This is a genomic window from Nocardiopsis ganjiahuensis DSM 45031 (assembly GCF_000341085.1).
In the GTDB taxonomy this organism is placed as follows: Bacteria; Actinomycetota; Actinomycetes; order Streptosporangiales; family Streptosporangiaceae; genus Nocardiopsis; species Nocardiopsis ganjiahuensis.
This window is the reverse complement of record NZ_ANBA01000014.1, coordinates 350206-365216: the sequence shown is the minus strand read 5'-3', so window position 1 is coordinate 365216 and position 15011 is coordinate 350206. Positions and strand designations below refer to the sequence as shown.

Sequence of the window (15011 nt, the reverse complement as noted above, 5' to 3'; positions counted from 1 at the left end):
ACCCCGAGAAAGAAGGAGAGTCCGATGACCGCCACCACCGAACGGCTGATCCATGTGGAGAAGGGGAGTCTCGACGCGGAGGAGCTGGCTGCCCTGACCGCAGTGCTCATCGCCTACGCCTCGCGCGCGAACAGCTCCGAGTCCCGGCCCCGGCTCATCGCAACCTGGCGCCGACTCGAACGGGAGTCCGCCTTCAGCGGTGCCCGGTCCTGGTGCCTCGCCGTCTGATCCCTGCCGTCCCCGCACCCGAAAGAAATATGTCCCTCAGCGACGAGGTCGCGGAGCTGTGGGAACAGGTGCGCACCCCGGCAGGGTGGCAGATCCGGCGGGTCGTCTTCGGTCTCGTGTGGCACAACGGCGGATCGGGCGCCGGTTACACGGGGCCGAGTATGGACTCGGCCATGTCGAGCCGTCTGTCGCCGGACCGGTCGGCGGACAGCCCTTGGCCGGTGTACAGGAGGTCGAAGCAGCCGAAACCGGTCAGTACCCAGAACGCCTCGAACGCTTCATCCGCCCCGAAGGCAAGAAGTTCTACCTGCTCAAGGCCCGCCTCAACCCACTCTGATACTCCTCGGTCACGCCTCGACCCCGGGTGCCCGGGGTTTGCATCGAAGCCCGGTGTGGGGGCGTGTCGTGATCGTGAAGTCAGTGAGTTCTCCAGTAAAGGGTTCATCGACCGAGAAAAACCTGAACACCGGAGACCTCGTGGCCACCCTGGCGGTGCGGCTGCAAGCCCGCCAGGAACGCAGCCGGGGAGTGCCCTGCCGATCCAGAAAGCCCTAGCAGGCCGTCGGTGATGAGAAAGAAGCGGTAACTGCGACTGTCCGCTGAGCCGTTCGATGTTCACAGCGATGGCGGTGAACACGTGCTGGACATAAGTCTTGGCCTGGCCGCGACAGCGGCATCTCCGCGTTCCGTACCCGTGAGCGAACTCGCAGATGGTGCCCTCGACTCCGCAACGCACCGCGTACCGCTCCCGCCATTGCGGAGTCTGCTGCTCGACGCGGGCCTTGACTTGCAACTCGAGGAGCTCTTGGGGGGAACCCACATTCTGCGGGCTTTCGCGGGAGGTGGTGCACTGAGCGCGGACCGGACACGGCTGACACTGGCCCTTTAGTGGACCTCGCTACGACCAGCGGGACCGTTGTGGAAGAGGACGTGGGTGGAGTCGGTGCGCTGGGTGGCGCGCTCGCGGACCAGACCGGCGTCCTCGAGTCGGGCCGGGGTGAGGTCGAGCAAGTGGTCGGCGTGATCGCCCTCGGTGAGGCGGTCGCGGAAGTCGCTGAGCACGCTGTGGTGGAATCCGGGGCCGTCCAGGTCCAGGGCCAGGGCGTATTTGAAGTCGATATGGCAGCGCACGGCGTCGGCGGCTTGGCGGTCGGACAGGTCCAACACGTACTGCAGGACGCACACGGTGGCCGGTTGCGCCGACGAGAGACTGGGGCGTTCGTCGCGGGAGTACCAGTGGGCGAAGTCCTCGTCGCTCCACAAGCTGTCGAGTCGGTCGCGAATCCACATCGCCGTGGTGCAGCTGGGATTACTGGCGCGGGCCATCTGGGCTGTCAGCGGTGGGCTCGTCGCGGCGGGTCGGGAGCCGAGTGACATCGAGTGTTCTTTGAGGGGCTGGGTTGTTTTCCGCTACGGAGAGTGTCAGCCCCTCACCTGACAGGAGCACCGAACCTCAAGATCACCGCCAGAGTCAAGCTAGTCGAGCGGCCCCGCCTCCGTGCGGGGTTGGGAACCGGCGCTCTCCGCTGCGCGCACCCCACCCGATTCGACGGCTTCCTTCCACCACTGGGGGCCGATCTGAAACCCGACCCCGCGCACGGTGACGATCCAGTCACCATCACCGAGCTTGCCGCGCAGGCTGCTCACGTGCGTGTCGATCGTCCGCCGCGACCAAGTGTCCCCCCATACCCGCTCCATGAGGTACTTCCTGGACACCACAGCCCCTGGCTGCGCAGCGAGGATATGGAGCAGGTCGAACTCCTTCCTGGTGAGTTTCACCGGCTTGCCGGACAGACACACCTTGCGCGCGGCCGGCTCGATCGTCAGGGGGCCGCAGGAGATGACGGCTGGCTCGGTACCCCGCTCCTGGCGCCGTACCCGCCGCATCACCGCGTCCATCCGCGCGATGAGCTCGTACATGGGACACGGCTTGGACATGTAGTCGTCGGCCCCGGCCCTGAGCCCAAGGACACGGTCCAGCTCGGTCGTCCGTGCGCTGACCACGATAATCGGCACCCGGCTGGAGGCGCGTATCAACCGGCAGACCTCCAGGCCGTCGAGGTCGGGCAAGTCGAGGTCGAGGAGAACCATGTCAGCCGACCGGTAGACGTCGAGCGCTTCCCGTCCGGCCCTCACGGTCTGGACGGAGTATCCGTACCGGGCCAGGCCCTCGACGAGTATCCGAGCATCGTTCGTGTCGTTCTCCACCACGAGCACTTGCCGGAGGCTGGCCGGGAGCGTCCAGCCAGCCGAGCCAGACGGGCTCGTTTGAGAATCAGGCGGCCATACCGTTTTTTCCGCCGTCGGCAGACCCATTTCTCCCATACTCCCACCCTAAGGCGATTGAATTATCAGACAGCGATTCCATTCCGAGGCTAGACGGAGGTTTCAAAACTTGTCAAACATCCACTTCAGGGGCACTCGACACGGAAATCGACCACGAATGTTAATAACTTGTTTCAAGTATTTTCAATCACCTGACTACACCACACGACACGCCAGGGATGACCAGAGACGCAACCCCCGATCACCCGGCAGAAAACTGCCGAATATATGCACCACCAGGAGGTCGATGCACATGCGGCGGGACACCCAAGGAGCCTCGCACTTATTTTCATTCACCCAAACCAGGCGGGCCACAGTCGGCCACGTGATGATCCTCATGTCACAGTCCAAAATTCGGACATCCAAAACACCAGGTCAAATGAGGTGATCTCAGAGTGTGTTTGAGAAGGGTCAGGAAATGAGGTCCTGGCCAGCCCAAGCACGCTGACGAACGGCGTCACGTCCTCGGGCGAGGCGGCGGGCCATCCGGCCGATCGCGGCCCAGCGCACCATGGCCTCGGACACCGCCGGGTCACACTCGTAGTCCCGTGCCAGACGACGGTGAGCGGTCAACCACGCCAGCGAACGCTCCACCACCCACCTGCGTGGGATCACCGCGAACCCCACCTGGTAGGGAGCCTTGCGCACGATGTGCACAGTCGTGGCCACGAACCTCTCGGCCCAGGCCACCAGCTTTCCCGCGAACCCCGCATCGGCGAACACGAACCGCACCGGCGTACACAGGTACAGGCTCAACAACGTGGTCCTGGCCCCGTCCCGGCCGGGGACAGAGGCGGCCATCACGCATACCACGGGGCCGGGCAGGTCGGTGAGCATGGACGCGGACAGATCCAGGCCGAGCGTTCGCACGCCGGGGCGCTCGGTGCGGATGCGTTGTAGGTAACGGCCGTTGCCGCAGCCCACGTCCGCCCACACCCCTGTTCGGTGCCCTGCCTCTGCCAGGACCATGCCGGGCAGGTCGTACTGGGGTGTTTGGTGGTCGTAGAGGCGTTGACGGGCAGTGAAAGGGCGGTCGTCGCGGTAGGCGTGGCCGGTGAGCAGGGTGCGGCCAGTGGAGGTGCGGGGGCGGTCTTCCATGGGCTCCATCCTCATCGACCCGCGTTGGGGCTGTGGCCGGCGGGGGTGGGGGTGAACGCGGAGAGATGGTCGCGGATTTCGCGTACGGGTGGCGCGTGGAGGCTGTCGGTCAGGGGGATGAGTCGGCGGGCGCGCTGGGTGATGCTCGCGGTGCGCTGTTCGGGTGGGCTCGCGCAGATGATGTCGATCTGTTCCAGTGCCCCGTCGGGGTCGTGGTTGCGCAGGTGAGCGGTGGCCAGATCCAGGCGGGCGGCCAGCAGGTCCCCGGTGGAGCGGGTGGGGCCGGTGCAGAGGGTGATGGCGCGTTCGGTGTGTGCGATGGCGAGCCGGCGTTCGGCCGGTGTGTCCAGGGCGAGCAGGACTCTGTGCCTGCGTAGGTGTGTGTTTTGCCCTGAGGAAGCCCAGGAGGCCCGGCCGGAGCATCTACCCGTTGTGGTCTTCAGCGGCGGTGATGGCCTCGCGGGTGGTTCGCCGGTCGCTGAGCGCGGCTGCCGCACGGGCACGCAGGGCGTGCAGGCGGGTGAGGTTGCTTTCGGTGGCGCTGTGGGCGAGCCCGGCTTCGGCGGCTCGTAAGGCGTCGCCGGGGCGGCTGTCCCAGTACGCGATGAGGCTGTGCAGGGCGCAGACCCATGTCTGCAGGCCAGGGTCGGTGACCCGGTCGGCCAGAGTCCGAGCTGCTGTGGCGTGGACAGTGGCGTGGGCGTAGGCGCCGACGTCCATGCGGGCGTGGGTTTGCAGGCCCACCAGTCGGGTGGCGTCGAAGGTGCCGAGCCTGCGGCCCTGGCCTGTGGGGAGTGGGGGGTGGCCGTAGGCCCACCGCTCCAGGCGGGCCAAGACGACCTCGGGCCGGTGGGGTGCGGTCTCGGGTTCGGAGGACAGGTCGGGTCCGGCGGCCAGCTGTACGGCGGTGACCTGTCTCAGGTCGCTTCGACCTCGGCCTGGACGCGCTGGACGGCGACCTCCTCCTCGGGGATGTCGAACTCGCGGTCGCGGGCACCCGGAGCGAAGGTCTCACGGTCGACCAAAGAGTGCATGGCGCTGACCAGGCATGTTAGGAGTTACCTCTGGTGATGAAGTCGTCCGGTTTTCAGGAGAGCATGCCCATGGGCCAAGGCCCGCACCATCCAACCGTTTCAGCACTACTCCGCTCCCGGTACGCGTTGGCGGATGTGCGCCTTGAACGGATTTCGGGTGGGCACAGCACGCAGAACTACCATGCCGTGGACAGCAGCGGCTCGGAGGTTTTCGTCAAGGTCTATCCGGAGGGGTGGGACGTCCGAGCCGAACAGCACGCCATTGCGTTGACACGGTGGGCCGGAGCCCACGGCGTACCGACAGCCCGTCTTCGAGAATCGATGGACGGTGAGCTCCTCGCCTGCTCGGGAGCGGTGGCCCTGTCGGTATGGGAGTGGGTGCCCGGAGACACTGTGAGCAGTGGGTTCACTCCCGCGGAGCAGGCGATGGTGGGGCAGGCGCTGGGCCGGATCCATGCGGTGTTCGCACACCACCGGCGGAGTCGCACGCTGTCTCCGTGGCTCGAGGAGTGGTTCTCTGCTGATCTGCGCGAAACCGAGGCCCGTATCGACTCGCTGCTCGGTGTCGTCGCCGGGCGTGACTGCCGCGATGAATTCGACGTGATCGCGCGGAGCACACTCACAGACCGTCGGATCATGCTGGCCCAGGTACCTGCTCTCCTTGCCGGTCTACCACGTGACCTGGGAACTCAGGTTCTGCATGGTGACTTCACCCCTCCGAACCTGCTGTTCGACGAGGAGGGTCTTGCCGCGGTGATCGACTTCCGCCCTCCGGTGCCGTACATGCTCGCCTTCGAGTTGGGCCGAATCGCTTTCGACCCGCGCACCGTCGTCTTGGACGAAGGCTGGATCGACTCTGCAGCCCGACTCCTCACTGCATATCTGAGGGAGAACACCGAAATCGCTCGTCGAGACGTGCTCGTCTGTGGTCGGGTGATTCTCGTCCAGATGCTCAGGAGTCTCTACGGCGTCGAGCAGCACTACTTGAACCCAGACCCCCGGCAGGCAGCACTCGACGAGTTCTGGCAGTTGCGGCACCGAGCGGCCGGTCGCCTCTTGGAGAACTTGGAAGAAGTCGAAGCGATGCTCAGAGACGTCAGTAGGAGACGTTGATCGTGGATGATGAGGGCAGAGCAGGCACTTCCTTCACCTGCCCCGCCCTCTTCGCTGCCTACAGCCGTTGGGGAGTTTCGATGCCCAAAAGGTCCAGGCCGCCCTCGAGGACCGCGGCGGTGTGAGTGGCGAGCGCCAACCTCGACGCGCGTACCTCGTCCTGGGACTTGAGGACCGGGCACTGCTCGTAGAAGCTGCTGAACGCGGTGGCCAGCTCGAACAGGTAGTTCGCCAGGCGGTGGGCCTCCAGGTGCTGCAATGCGGTGTCCATCACCTCCGGGAAACGCGCTAGCTCCAGGGCCAGCCGGCGTTCGGCGGGCTCAGTGAGCGTGACCGGCGCTCCCAGGGGCGGGGTGTGATCGGCACGGCGCAGGATGGAGCGGATTCGGGCGATGGCGTACTGGAGGTAGACGGCGGTGTTGCCGTCCATGGCCAGCATCCGGTCCCAGTCGAAGACGTAGTCCTTGATGCGGTCTGTGGACAGATCCGCGTACTTGATGGCACCGATCCCCACCGCCTGGGCGATCTCGGCGCGTTCGGCCTCGCTGAGGTCAGTGCGGTCGGCCACGATCGCCGCGGCGCGTTGAACTCCTTCGTGGAGAAGGTCGGTGAGCTTGAGGGTGGCGCCCGCGCGGGTGCGCAGGATCTTGCCGTCCTCGCCCAGCACGCTGCCGAAGGCGACGTGGTCGGTTTCGGTGACCGGGCTGACCCACTCGGCCTTGCGGGCGGCAGCGAAGATCATCGCGAAGTGCGTGGACTGGGGGGAACCGACCACGTAGATGAGCCGGTCGCCTTTGAGGTTGTGGGCGCGGTGACGGATGGTGGCCAGGTCGGTGGCGTCGTAACCGTAGCCGCCGTCGCGTTTGCGCACGATGAGCGGCAGGGGTTTGTCCTCGCGTCCGGTGAACCCCTCCAGGAACACGCACAAGGCCCCGTCACTCGTGTGGGCCAGTCCGCGGCGGGTGAGTTCGTCGGCGACATCGTCCAGGACCGGCTGGTACGCGCTTTCACCCTGGTAGTCGGCGGGGGTGAGCTGAACGCCCAGCAGGTCGTAGACGGCTTCGATGTGGTGCTTGGACTCGGTCAGGAGCCGTTCCCACAAGGCCAAGGTGTCGGGGTCGCCTGCTTGCAGAGCCACCACGCGGGCGCGGGCGCGGTCAGCGAAGTCCTGGTCAGCGTCGAACTTGGTTCGCGCCTGCTGGTAGAAGACGTTGAGGTCGCTGATGGAGAACTCGGTTTCGTGCAGGCCCTCGTCGACCAGGTGCTCGACCAGCATGCCGAAGGGGGTGCCCCAGTCCCCGAGGTGGTTCTGGCGCACGACCTCGTCCCCGGCGAAGGTGTGCATGCGCACGATGGCGTCGCCGATGATCGTGGAGCGCAAGTGCCCCACGTGCATCTCTTTGGCCATGTTGGGTGAGGAGTAGTCCACGACCACGCGACGCGGTGCGCCCTCCGGCCGGTAGCCGAACCGTGGGTCGGCGGCCAGGGCAGTGGTGTGTTCACTCAACCAGGCGTCGTTCAGAGCGACGTTGAGGAAGCCAGCGCCGGCCACCTCGACGTTGGCGGCCATCGGGCCCAGGTCCAGGTGGTCGAGGATCTGTTCGGCGACCTCGCGGGAGGGTCGTCGGAGCCGTTTGGCCAGGGCCATGGCCGTGTTGATCTGGTAGTCGACACCGTCTCGCGGGGAGGGGCGTACGACGGCCTGGTCGATGGTGATGTCCACCTCGAACGCGGCGGCCACGGCGGCGACGACGCGCCGTCCGAGATCGGCTCCGATGTCTCCTGTCACAGCTTTCCTCACTGTTTGCGCAGTTCTCCCCGGCTGCGGGGCCGGGGTGGATGTTCAGTCTGCCACGCCATCGGGCGCGATCAGGTGGGGTTTTCGGGTGGTGGGCCGAGGTGTTCACCGGCGTCGATGTGGATGATCTGCCCGGTCACCGAGGCTGCGTGGTCGAGGAAGAGCAGGGCTGAGCCCATGTCGTCCAACCGTGCCGGGGTTTGCAGCGGGGCACGGATGATGGCCAGGTGTTCCAGGTACTCCTGGTCATGACCGGGGGGTGGCAGGACCAGGCCGGGGGCCAGGGCGTTGACGCGGATGCGGGGTGCCAGTCGGCGGGCGGCGAGCAGGGTGTGGGCGGCCAGGGTGTGTTTGGACAGCTCGTAGCCGGGGCGGAGGCTGTCGAGGAGGGGCAGACGGGCGTCGAGCAGGTGCACGACGTGTCCCCCGTGGTCGGGCAGCGCCGCGTAGAGCTGGGTGGGGGCGATCAGGTGCACGGCCAGGCCTTCGTCCAGGACGGCCAGGTCATCGATTCGGTGTGGAGCGGGGAAGGGTGAGGCGTTGTTGACGATGAGGTCGGGCGGTTGAGGGCCGGTGGCCAGGGTGCGAGCCCAGTGGTGGGTGGCGGTGCGATCGGACAGGTCCACTCGGTGAGTGATCACCGGCGTCGCGTGCTGCTGGCGAAGGGTCTCGGCCAGCGGAGTCAGGCCGCGGGTGCGGGTGTGCAGGTGTAGGCCGTAGCCGTGTGCGGCCAGGGTTCGGGCCAGATGGGCGCCGATCCGGTGAGCGGCACCGGTGATCAGGGCCCACCTGTCCCTGCCGCTATGCGACATGGGTCCTCTCCTCGTGGGCTCGGGTGAAGGCCTCGAAGACCGCGGCCGATCCGCCGACGTGACGCATGGGGGCGACCAGTCGGCCGAGTTTGCCGGCCTCGACCGCGGTGAGGGTGTGCAGCTGGTCGGCGACGAACATCCCGTTGGCGGGGTCGCGGGTCAGCCCGGCCACACCTTCGCGTGCTCCTTCGTTGAGGTGCACCCAGGAAGGCCGGTGGGGGGCGGTGTAGGCCTGCCGTGCCCGGGCCAGCAGTTCGGGCGAGGGTGTGGTGGCGAACAGGGGCATGATGTCGATGTCGCTGAAGTAGGGGTGCCAGATTCCCTCTGGGGCACCGGTCATCGAGCCGGTCAGGGCCAGGGCGACCTGGTCGCTGATCTGGGGATCGAGGGCGTGGGCGAGGTCGGCGACGAGGTGCCGGTGCCGGTCGAGCTCGTCACGGTTCTGCGCATCGGTGTAGCGGGAGGTGAGTTGGCAGAAGAGCTTCTTCACCACCTGCTCCACAGCCCATCCCGGTTCCAGCTCCAGATCCCGGAGCTCCTCCAGCAGACGGCGCACTCGTGCTCGGTTGATGGGTCCGCCTCCCAGTACGGCGTCCAGGGAGCGCAGCCGTCGTCTGGCCAGCTCGCAGGTGCCGGGTGTGAGAAGGTCGGCGAGGCCTTCCAGGACCGCGGTCGCCACCTTCGGGCGCACCGTCCCAGGGGTCTGGGGAAGGTCACCGGCGTAGAGCCGCAGTTCCTCGATGAGATCAGCGAACCGTGGTGGGAATCGCTCCCACACGGAGGCGGGGGCACTCTCACCGTAGCCCGGACCGGCGACCATGTGGGTGGCGAAGGCGGGTTCCAGAGTGCCCATCAGATCGGTTTCCTCTGCAGTCCAGTGCAGGTAGGCGGCCACGCCCCACTGGTGCACGAGTTGGCCTTGGACGGCGTAGTTGGCGACCTGGTCGGCCGCGCGACGACGCATCACCACCGGGGTGTCACCGCGGCCGGTGGAGCGCTCGAACCGAAGGCGTCGAGCGACCTCCTCCCCCATCACTTCGTGGAGGTGACGCCAGTGCGGTTCGGCGTCGTTGCGCGAACACGCCTGGGAGATCAGCTCGACCTGTTGGTCGTAGTCGAAAGGGTCCACCAGGTGGGACCAACGCACGAACCGGACCGGAATCCGTGTCCCTTCCATCAAACGGTTCAGGGAGTCGTGCAGTTGCGGCCACAGGTCGTCGATCGTGGGGGTGGTGGGCGGAAGCATCCAGCTTCGCGTTACCGCCAGGTCGTCCATGGCAACGACCACCCGGACCGCCCCAGTGTGGAAGAGCCGGTCAGCCCAGGTGGAACGCAACCGGGAGGCCAAAGCGTGCACCGGGTGGGGGCGTTCGGCGTCCAGGGAGGCGAGCACCAACTGGTCGGTGGGGACGAAGTAGCCACCACTGCGTTGACAGGGCACGCACATGATCGCCAGAGCCGTGCTGTCCCACCTCACAGCGCCACCTCGATCCGCTTCAAGGCGGACGCGTCAAGGCGGGCAGCGAGCTGGGCGTAGGTGCACCCGAGTTGGGGGTGGGTGTGGCTCCCGATCAGATCAGCGACGGGTACGGCCACGTGTGCGAAACGGCCCAGATCCGGATGCGGAAGCTTCAGGGCGGGGTCGATCAGATTCCTGGCAACGAGCAGATCCAGGTCCAGCGTGCGTGAGATCCACCGACCACTCGGAAGACGAGTGCGACCATGAGCCTCTTCGACTCGCCTCAGGAGCGCCTTGAGGTCGGCCACAGGACGGGACCAGGCAAAGAGCACGGCGAGGTTGATGAAGTCGCCTGCCCCCTCGCGGAGCCCGATGGCCGGGGACCGGTACCAGGGGGAAACCTCCAGTTCCAGTCCCCGTGCGCGCAGCTCTTCCAGTGCTGTGGCTACATGGTGCTCAGGGTCGATATTGGAACCGACACCGACCACCACCGGGCCCGTCATCGGCCCGCCCCTGCGAGGTTGAAGAACTCGGTACGGGTGCGGTCGTCCTTGAGCAGGAGCCCGCGCAGGGACGAGGTGACGGTGGTGGTGCCGGCTGCCTGGACACCACGCAGGGTCATGCACATGTGCTCGGCCTGCATGACCACGCCGACCCCACCGGGAGTGAGGTGTTGCTCCAAGTAGGTGGCGATCTGCTTGGTCAGGCGCTCCTGCACCTGGAAGCGACGGGAGAACTGCTCCACGACCCGCGCCAGCTTCGACAACCCCACGATGCGTTCGCCCGGCAGGTAGCCGACCGTGGCCCGGCCGGTGAAGGGCAGACCGTGGTGTTCGCACAGGCTGACGAAGGCGATGTCCTTCTGAATGAGCAGCCCGTCATAGTCCTCCTCGTTGGGGAAGGTCGTCAGGTTGAACTCGCGCGGCTGGAGCAGTTCGCGGTAGGCCGCAGCCATGCGCTCGGGGGTGCGCTGGGTCGTCTCGCCTGCGATGTCCATGCCCAAGGAGCTCAGCATCGCTGCGGCTCCCGCAGCGGCCTGCTCCCGTCCCGAGGCCGGGCTGGAAAGGACATGTGGCTGCAGCGAGCCCAGAGGGAGTTCGGTGGTGCTCACGGGGACCCCACCCCCACCTCAGGAGTGAAGTCCGCCGGGGTACGGGTGAGGTTGATGCTGACCGTGTCGGCGAATCGCAGCGCACCGGGTTTGCGCACCCGCACCCGCACCGAAGGGGCGGCATGGTCCACCACCACGATGCGGGCGACGCGGGTGGCCAGGGCCTCGACCGTGTAGAACTCACTGGTTTCCACCGCGGCGATAATGGCCTTGGTGGGGGTGCGGTAGTTCCAGGCATCCTCCAACCGGTCGCTGTGACCGGCAGGGAAGGCATCGGTGGCGATCCTCAAGTCGATCACCACATCACTCAGGTCACGGCGTTCTTCGGTGCTACAGCCGATCCGGCAGCGCAGCCGCAGCCCTTCGACCTCGATCACGTCTTTGTGCACGGGGGTCCTCGCTTCGCTCGTCAGTGAACCGGCGGGGTGCTGCTCTCCACCCAACCCCGCACGGCGGCTCTTTCCCAGAGCACCGCTGACGCACTTTTGTGGCACCGGTGTTGCACAGACCGCACCGGCCGGGGTCGGATGGACTCGACAACAGTCCCCACAACGGCGGGTGAGGCAGTTCGATGGCATCGCGACGTGAGGCCCTGGCCCGACAACGCAAAACAGCCGGGCACACCCAGGAGAGCCTGGCCGCACTCCTGAAGGTGGACCGGTCTACAGTGGCTCGCTGGGAATCCGGGGCCACTACCCCACACCCCGGGCAACGGCCCGAGATCGCTGAAGCCCTGCAGATCACCCGTGACCAGCTGGATGTCCTGCTCGACGAGCGTCTGCGCACCCCCGACCGTCGAACCGTCCTTGCGGGAGGTGGGGCCCTGGCAGCCGGCGCCCTGGTGCTCCCGGTGATCAGCGCCCACGACTTGCGACGGATCCTGGACACGATCCAAGACGCACGCCAACGCCTGGATGACGAGGCCATCGAACACTTCGAGCGCGCCATGCACCAGAGCGCGACCGACGATGGGCTGTACGGTCCGGGAGCTGCGCTGCCCGGGTTGCTGGGTGTACTCGCCGCGATCACCGAGGCGGCCCGCCAGGCGCGATCCGCACAACGCGGCCCTCTCCTGCGGCTGGGGGTTCAAGGAGCGGAGCTGGCTGCGTGGTTCTACCGTGACCTCGGCCAGCCCGCAGCCGCCGACCAGTGGCGCGATCAGGCCATCACCTGGGCGAGGTGTGTGGATGAACCGGCCCTGGAGGCCTACGTACTCCTCCGGCGGGCCCAGGCGGCTTGGGACACCCGTGACGGAGCCACGATGATCCAGCTCTCCACCGCGGTTCTCAGCAACCGCTGGAACCTGCCGTCGCACGTGCGGGCCGAGGCACTGCAACAGCAGGCTCGAGGCCGAGCCATGGTGGGCGAACCGATCGGCGCGATCGCCCGTTCCCTGGACCGGGCGGCCAGCCTGCTCGCCGCCGACGATGGTGCCGGGTCGCTCTCGCAGCACTACGGCCGCTCACTGTTCGCGCTCCAGGCGGCGCTGTGCCACGCCGAGGCAGGACGGGTAGCGCACGCGGTCGAGTTGTACGAGACGCACCTGTACCCCGACCTGTTCTCCCACCGTGATCACGCCTACTTCAGTTCACTCCAAGCCCTGAGTCTGGCCGATGCGGGTTATCCGGAGAAGGCGTGCGAGACCGCGTTGACGGCCCTGCCCGTCGCCCAGGAGGTCGGTTCCCAACGCACCTTGGGTGAGCTGGCCCGGCTGCCAGGGCGACTGCGATCCTGGCACCGCCGCCCCGTGGTACGCGAGACCGTACGGGAGCTCACTCTCGCGGCAGGGTGACCCACCGGGAGACCTCCTCCATCACCTCGGCCTGCCACCTCTGGGTCTGGGGGTCTGCGTAGCCGGGATCGTCGTGCATGGCGATACCGTGCTGGGCACCATCGATCTCCCACAGCCGTGCCGAGCCCGAGATTCGTTCCGCTGCGCGCCGGGAGCTTTCCACGGGGATGAAGGTGTCAGCGGTGCCGTGCACGATCAACGTCGGACACCGCACACCCTCCAACGCCTGGTCGGGGCGTAGGTAGAACACTTCGTTCAGCAGACCCCGACCGAGCTTGAAGGTCGGCGAGTGGGAGAGGAAACCGTCGCGGACGAGGACCTCGCCCTCTGCGGGAGCGATACGGTCGTACGACCAGTAGGGCTTGTCGTCGATGAACCGCTTCTTGTAATCGATCAACGGATTCAGCAGGATGAGTGAGTCGAGGTCCTCTGGGTGCTGGGCGGCGTAGAAGGCGCACAACCCGCCGCTGAAGCTCGCACCGAGCAGGGCGACACGCCCTTCAGTCGAAGGCGCCAGCTCCTGGGCGTGGTCGACAGCGGCGCGGATGTCGTTGACCACGCCCGAAAGGGTGAGCTCCCTCTGATCGCCCTGGCTGGCACCGTGGCCTCGCAGGTCGAACCGGAGCGAGGCCGCGCCCGCTCGTGCGAGGCCTTGGGCCAGGCGGGTGAAGAACCCGCCTTCCTCTCGGGTCACCCCGCCGCCGTGGACCAGAACTGCCACACGAACAGGATCCATGTCCCCTGGCGCGGTGAAGGTGCCGCGCAGCCTCAGACCATCCAGGCTCGGAAACTGGGTTTCGTGCGTCTGAGCAGGGTCTGGCAGTGCCACATCCGGGTTCACTAGGCTCCTTCCAGCGGCAGTACAAGGTTCGTGCTGAACGCTACAACGGACGCGGGTCACCCAGTAAGAGCTCATCTCATTTGGGGAGTCTGCGGAAGCAGATCAACGTGCAGGGAATGCCGGCGAACGCGAGGAAGTGCTCGGCTTTGCGCTCGTGGCTGCGGTGCGGTCGGCGGCATCCGGCCAGCCAGGTCATGGTGCGTTCGACCTGCCACCGGTGCTGCCCCAACCGCTTCGAGGACCCCACGCCTTTGCGGGCCAGGCGATGGACGATTCCGCGTTCACGCAGCCATCGACACAGGTGGTTGTAGCCGTATCTCTTGTCTCCGTGGAGCTTGCCTGGCTTGCGTCGCCTGCGGCCTCGCCTGGACCTGATGGGCAGTATCGGGCGAAGCAGCGGCTACAGGGCTCGACTGTCGTGCAGGTTCGCACCCGAGATCGCCATGGAAGCAGAAAACGCCACACCCGTGAAGCGCGTCTGGCTTTCTCCGACACCACTCCATTACTCTGAGTGATGAAAGCTGATCGATGTGAGAGCTGGAGAAGTCTTGCGCACCCCGATGCTGGTCAACACCGCTGCGTTCGCCACCACGGTGGCCGTCGCCCTCACCCTGGCCAACGGTCCGGCCATGGCGGACGAGCACACTTTCGAGAAGGCGATTCCGGCCGTGGTCGGCACCACCACGACCCAACACGTAACCGCCGACCAAGACGGTCGGAGCACGCAGACCGCGACTGTGGAGGAGCGGGTCAAGAAGGTCATCGCTGAGAAGCTCGAAGTCCCTGAGGATCGGGTGGTCAACACCGCGTCCCTGACCGAGGACCTCGGTGCCGACGATCTGGCCCTGACCGAACTCGCCCTGGCCCTGGAGGAGGAGTTCGGCATCCGCATCCCCGACGAGGAGATCGAGTTCACGACCGTTCAATCGGTCATCGACCTCGTCGAAGGCAAACTGGCCTGACCGGTCCCCTTTCAGAGGTAGCCCGAGCCCTCGAGCCATACCTTGCCGCTCGGGGGCTTCGCCGGGCCGCCGTCCCCTTGCTCCCCAGGGGCTGTTTCACAGTCAGCGTTCGAGTACGTCCCCACTGGTCATGGGAGTGTGCCAGCACGGACAAGGCCCCTTGAACACGGCAACGGAGCCCTGGTAAGAGGTCAGGAACTCTCATCCCCTGACCACGCAAGGCCTCCGTTGGCCCCGGCCTGCCACGCCCTCCCCCTCCCCTGCGTGCTCACCGGCCAGGCGTCCTGTTCGGTGAGGTTGGTGACACGTGCCGCTGGGAGTCGGCTTCTGATACCGGTGGGGGCAGATGGCAGTTGTACCGGTCCGAGAAGTCGGGATAGGCAGCTCAGCGGTCGAGTTCGGAGAGGCGAGGACGTGCGTAGGCCCATTCCTGAGCGC

17 protein-coding genes and 2 pseudogenes are annotated in these 15011 nt (G+C 66.6%); 5 read left to right on the top strand and 14 right to left on the bottom strand.

Going from position 1 to position 15011, the window contains the following annotated elements; all coding sequences use genetic code 11:
* Positions 1-24: 24 nt before the first annotated feature.
* Positions 25-228 carry an acyl-CoA carboxylase subunit epsilon gene (locus D458_RS0121340; RefSeq protein WP_017588775.1) on the top strand — a complete coding sequence of 68 codons (204 nt, stop codon included), beginning with the start codon at positions 25-27 and terminating at the stop codon, positions 226-228.
* Between the two features lie 214 nt (positions 229-442).
* Positions 443-565: a hypothetical protein gene (locus D458_RS37985; protein WP_017588774.1), complete on the top strand. Its 123-nt coding sequence runs from the start codon at positions 443-445 to the stop codon at positions 563-565.
* A 276-nt stretch (positions 566-841) separates the two neighbouring features.
* Here the strand turns inward: D458_RS37985 and D458_RS38210 are convergent.
* The 6 genes and pseudogenes from D458_RS38210 to D458_RS0121310 form a co-directional block, all read right to left on the bottom strand.
* Positions 842-1096 (bottom strand): annotated as a pseudogene (locus D458_RS38210) (transposase); the annotation flags it as partial.
* 17 nt (positions 1097-1113) lie between these two features.
* Positions 1114-1491: a transposase gene (locus D458_RS37255; RefSeq protein ID WP_017588773.1), complete on the bottom strand. Its 378-nt coding sequence runs from the start codon at positions 1489-1491 to the stop codon at positions 1114-1116.
* Positions 1492-1704: 213 nt separating this feature from the next.
* The gene (locus D458_RS33925; protein WP_017588772.1) at positions 1705-2445 is read right to left on the bottom strand and encodes a response regulator transcription factor; all 741 of its coding nucleotides are present in this window, start codon (positions 2443-2445) and stop codon (positions 1705-1707) included.
* A gap of 519 nt (positions 2446-2964) precedes the next feature.
* Positions 2965-3651 (bottom strand): IS5/IS1182 family transposase, encoded by a 687-nt coding sequence (locus D458_RS36790; RefSeq protein ID WP_017588771.1) that lies wholly within the window; start codon positions 3649-3651, stop codon positions 2965-2967.
* Between the two features lie 11 nt (positions 3652-3662).
* A complete protein-coding gene (locus tag D458_RS36785) occupies positions 3663-4154 on the bottom strand; it encodes a hypothetical protein (protein WP_204366911.1) in 492 nt (163 codons plus the stop codon).
* Positions 4075-4485 carry a hypothetical protein gene (locus D458_RS0121310; RefSeq protein WP_017588769.1) on the bottom strand — a complete coding sequence of 137 codons (411 nt, stop codon included), beginning with the start codon at positions 4483-4485 and terminating at the stop codon, positions 4075-4077. The genes D458_RS36785 and D458_RS0121310 overlap by 80 nt, the downstream gene beginning before the upstream one ends.
* A gap of 236 nt (positions 4486-4721) precedes the next feature.
* On the opposite strand from D458_RS0121310, the gene D458_RS0121300 reads away from it, so the two are divergent.
* Positions 4722-5798, top strand: coding sequence for a phosphotransferase enzyme family protein (locus tag D458_RS0121300; RefSeq protein ID WP_338037017.1), 1077 nt, complete (start codon positions 4722-4724; stop codon positions 5796-5798).
* Between the two features lie 58 nt (positions 5799-5856).
* Here D458_RS0121300 and argS read toward each other — a convergent pair whose 3' ends face one another.
* The 6 genes from argS to D458_RS33915 all read right to left on the bottom strand — a co-directional run bounded on the left by argS (position 5857) and on the right by D458_RS33915 (position 11355).
* Positions 5857-7587 (bottom strand): arginine--tRNA ligase, encoded by a 1731-nt coding sequence (argS, locus tag D458_RS0121295; protein WP_017588766.1) that lies wholly within the window; start codon positions 7585-7587, stop codon positions 5857-5859.
* A gap of 80 nt (positions 7588-7667) precedes the next feature.
* Positions 7668-8408, bottom strand: coding sequence for an SDR family oxidoreductase (locus D458_RS0121290; RefSeq protein ID WP_017588765.1), 741 nt, complete (start codon positions 8406-8408; stop codon positions 7668-7670).
* Positions 8398-9885 carry a hypothetical protein gene (locus D458_RS0121285; RefSeq protein ID WP_017588764.1) on the bottom strand — a complete coding sequence of 496 codons (1488 nt, stop codon included), beginning with the start codon at positions 9883-9885 and terminating at the stop codon, positions 8398-8400. Before D458_RS0121285 ends, D458_RS0121290 begins: the two co-directional genes overlap by 11 nt.
* Positions 9882-10370, bottom strand: coding sequence for a 2-amino-4-hydroxy-6-hydroxymethyldihydropteridine diphosphokinase (folK, locus tag D458_RS0121280; RefSeq protein WP_017588763.1), 489 nt, complete (start codon positions 10368-10370; stop codon positions 9882-9884). The genes D458_RS0121285 and folK overlap by 4 nt, the downstream gene beginning before the upstream one ends.
* Positions 10367-10948, bottom strand: coding sequence for a GTP cyclohydrolase I FolE (folE, locus tag D458_RS0121275; RefSeq protein WP_449406592.1), 582 nt, complete (start codon positions 10946-10948; stop codon positions 10367-10369). The genes folK and folE overlap by 4 nt, the downstream gene beginning before the upstream one ends.
* 26 nt (positions 10949-10974) lie before the next feature.
* Positions 10975-11355: a dihydroneopterin aldolase gene (locus D458_RS33915; protein ID WP_239648025.1), complete on the bottom strand. Its 381-nt coding sequence runs from the start codon at positions 11353-11355 to the stop codon at positions 10975-10977.
* A gap of 194 nt (positions 11356-11549) precedes the next feature.
* Here D458_RS33915 and D458_RS33910 point away from each other — a divergent pair, with 194 nt between their 5' ends.
* Positions 11550-12770 (top strand): helix-turn-helix domain-containing protein, encoded by a 1221-nt coding sequence (locus D458_RS33910; protein ID WP_083936378.1) that lies wholly within the window; start codon positions 11550-11552, stop codon positions 12768-12770.
* Here D458_RS33910 and D458_RS0121260 read toward each other — a convergent pair.
* Entirely contained in the window at positions 12751-13491 is a 741-nt protein-coding gene (locus D458_RS0121260) for an alpha/beta hydrolase (protein WP_204366910.1), read from the bottom strand. The genes D458_RS33910 and D458_RS0121260 overlap by 20 nt on opposite strands.
* Positions 13492-13687: 196 nt before the next feature.
* Positions 13688-14059: pseudogene (locus tag D458_RS37050) on the bottom strand (transposase); the annotation flags it as partial.
* A 100-nt stretch (positions 14060-14159) separates the two neighbouring features.
* On the opposite strand from D458_RS37050, the gene acpP reads away from it, so the two are divergent.
* Positions 14160-14573, top strand: coding sequence for an acyl carrier protein (gene acpP, locus D458_RS38245; protein WP_017588758.1), 414 nt, complete (start codon positions 14160-14162; stop codon positions 14571-14573).
* Positions 14574-15011 lie beyond the last annotated feature (438 nt).

Excerpts from the sequence above, each read along its gene's own strand:
- D458_RS0121340 (WP_017588775.1), top strand. The coding sequence starts at position 25 with ATGACCGCCACCACCGAACGGCTGATCCATGTGGAGAAGGGGAGTCTC.
- D458_RS36790 (WP_017588771.1), bottom strand. The coding sequence starts at position 3,651 with ATGGAAGACCGCCCCCGCACCTCCACTGGCCGCACCCTGCTCACCGGC.
- D458_RS0121300 (WP_338037017.1), top strand. The coding sequence starts at position 4,722 with ATGAAGTCGTCCGGTTTTCAGGAGAGCATGCCCATGGGCCAAGGCCCG.
- D458_RS0121290 (WP_017588765.1), bottom strand. The coding sequence starts at position 8,408 with ATGTCGCATAGCGGCAGGGACAGGTGGGCCCTGATCACCGGTGCCGCT.
- folK (WP_017588763.1), bottom strand. The coding sequence starts at position 10,370 with ATGACGGGCCCGGTGGTGGTCGGTGTCGGTTCCAATATCGACCCTGAG.
- D458_RS33910 (WP_083936378.1), top strand. The coding sequence starts at position 11,550 with ATGGCATCGCGACGTGAGGCCCTGGCCCGACAACGCAAAACAGCCGGG.